Source organism: Gilliamella bombi, assembly GCF_900103255.1.
Classification (GTDB): Bacteria; Pseudomonadota; Gammaproteobacteria; order Enterobacterales; family Orbaceae; genus Gilliamella; species Gilliamella bombi.
Map to the genome: position 1 here is coordinate 1 of NZ_FMWS01000094.1, position 2,665 is coordinate 2,665.

General features: G+C 28.0%; 4 protein-coding genes. All 4 read right to left on the bottom strand.

From position 1 onward, the window contains the following. Positions 1-214 precede the first annotated feature (214 nt). Positions 215-547 (bottom strand): hypothetical protein, encoded by a 333-nt coding sequence (locus B9N71_RS12245; protein ID WP_085166101.1) that lies wholly within the window; start codon positions 545-547, stop codon positions 215-217. Continuing rightward, the gene (locus tag B9N71_RS12250; protein ID WP_085166102.1) at positions 547-1,122 is read right to left on the bottom strand and encodes a hypothetical protein; all 576 of its coding nucleotides are present in this window, start codon (positions 1,120-1,122) and stop codon (positions 547-549) included. Before B9N71_RS12250 ends, B9N71_RS12245 begins: the two co-directional genes overlap by 1 nt. Before the next feature lie 28 nt (positions 1,123-1,150). Further along, positions 1,151-1,831: a hypothetical protein gene (locus B9N71_RS12255; RefSeq protein ID WP_085166103.1), complete on the bottom strand. Its 681-nt coding sequence runs from the start codon at positions 1,829-1,831 to the stop codon at positions 1,151-1,153. Next, positions 1,800-2,665, bottom strand: an 866-nt coding sequence (locus tag B9N71_RS13120; protein WP_208610518.1) for a glycoside hydrolase family 19 protein, incomplete at its 5' end; no start/stop codon positions are given. The genes B9N71_RS13120 and B9N71_RS12255, both read right to left, overlap by 32 nt.

Consider the following 2,665-nt stretch of genomic DNA (forward strand, 5'->3'; position numbering starts at 1 on the left):
GTTATATGCATTTTCATAATTAATTTCATTATTAGATTTAACACAACTACCTTTTACTTTACCATTTTTCCACCCATCAACTCTAGGTCTTATTTTGTTGAATAACTCGTTGTTTTTAATAAATTCATCTAAACCAATTTGGATTTGATTATAACAATATTTTGCTGTGAACTTTTCGCTTGATGACCATTCCTGTATTTCAAAGCTTACTTTATTAACTATATAAATTAGTATCTTTATTTAAGCCTATATCATAATAAATCTTGAAATACCCTCTATCTGGAAAAGTGGTTATTATTCTTATTAAATTATTCTCACCATAACGTGTTAATATTTTTTCAAAACGATTTCCTCCGTCTTCATCAAAACTCGGGATCTTTATAATCAAATTATTATTATGGTAAAGATTAATAATATTTCTATTATTTTCAGTATAGAAAACTGCCTTATTAACTACCTTCTGATCAATATTAAACGTTAATTTCTCAGCATATGAATTTCTGAAAAAAGCAATCAAAAAGATAAATAATATTATTTTAAATTTCATTATTGTTTTCTTTCTTTATTAAGATATTTTATCAATCCCTCTTTCGTTGAAAATTCGCAGCGTTCTTTTGTTTCAAAATCATCTATACATCCAATTTTTGCCACAAGAGCATCATCTCCTATAAAATATAATACTCTCAACACACCATCATTATCAATTAATATTGGTAATTCAAAATAACGATAGTGTATGCTTGATTTTAAGACTTCTTTTGTTAGAATAAGAATAGATTTATATTTGGTTTCATTCTCTGTATACTCATATTCAAAGATACTTAATAATTCATCATATTCATATGAATAAATTTCAAATGCCTTATATAATTCCTTATTATTATTTGTTAGAAAATAAATTCCCAAATTAATTTTCTCATTCTCAATTGGTTGAGTAATGAACATTACCGTACCTTTGAGCCCTTTATACTCGACATCAATTGGTGGATGAGCTATGTTATTATATTTAGGGAATCGAAATTGTTCTGGAATAGTATCTAAATCTTCATCGGAATTGGCATTAGCATTTTGCCCTGTAAGAATTAAGCTTAATAATATAAACAACATTGTTTTAAACTTCATTGTAATTCCTCATTAAAAAGAAATAGAATCAAAAATTTTTATTTTTCATTATGTTATCAAAAAATTTTCTTATCGATGAAGCGTCTTTATACTTACATATTTGTGTGTTACCCAAATAATCAATACCGCCATCAATACAGTTATCTAAACCAGCAATACTTATTCTATCTGTCTTAAAAGATTGTATATATAATCCTCCTTCTTCTTTTATAACTGAAAATCTAATATTCGAGTATAAAGTTTCCTCCCCCGATTTATTTTTTTGAAGAACAAAAATCATGGCATTTTCTTCATTAGGATTATAACTAAAAATTGATAATATCTCGTGGGTGAAAATAGTTCCAACTTCATTTAGTTTAAAATTACCTAAATTAAAATTATAAACAAGGTGATGGTTTCCCTTATTAGGATCTTTGGGATCTGCAGGAACAAATAACAATATTGATTTCAATCCATCGTAATTTACTAATACTGGAGGATGAACAGTACTAATTGCATTATAAAAATTAATCAAATAGACATGAGAGTATTCTCCGCTATCATCTTCATCATCTTCTTCGTATTGCTGGGTAAAAGGAGAGAAAATTGGTAATATTTTTAATGACAACGGTTCTTTTTTTGCATGGCAAAAAAGAGGAAAGCTGCTTAGTACAATAAATATTATAAGATTAAACGTTTTAAATATTTTGAAAGATTTTTTTAGTATCATAGATTTCCTTAAAATGATTATACCTATCTTTATAACTTTTAGTATATTGATTAATTTTTTCAGTTATCAGATTTACTGTTGACTCATCAGAACCTTGATCTGCAATATTGTATAATTTATATTTAAGCCAAAAATAGACACCCGAATGAACTATATATTTATAATTTGTATGTAATAAATCTGGATTATTAACAAAATCAATGTACTCCCCGCCCCAAATTTCCTGATATCCATTTGCAAAATCTACATAATTATCCCTACCCGTTAACTGCTTTAATCCTCTTCCTCTAAAATTCCAACCATCATCAGTATTTGAACCAAGATTTCCTAATCTATCTCCCATGGCTTTATTCGCAACAAATTTTTGGCTCTCCTTCGATACAATTCTTAAATTTTTCGGAGAACCATCAGGATAACCATGTTTTATTGCATCTTCAGGATTATTTCTAAAATATTTATATGTTGTTTTTAATCCACTAACACTATAAGTAAAATTTTCTTCAGTTTTTAGTGATAAACCAACTTCTTGTCTAATTTGAGCAAAAAAATGACTTAATCTAAGAGGTGTATCAAGTCTATATTCGTTCATATGAACGTTAATATCATTTACTATGAATTGTAATAAATCTAGCCGATTATTTGATACAGAAGTGAAAATCCGCTTTAACATATCAAATGTTATACACGATTTTGGTTTGAAATTAAATAATGCTACAGGATGAATAAACCACGCCTTGCCATCAGCGCTAAGGGTGGCTGGCGGGGAGGTTTCTACTGAGGTAGTGGTATCCGTTATCTCTCCATTTTCTGGGAGTGTGTCGTTTTGTTGGTTTA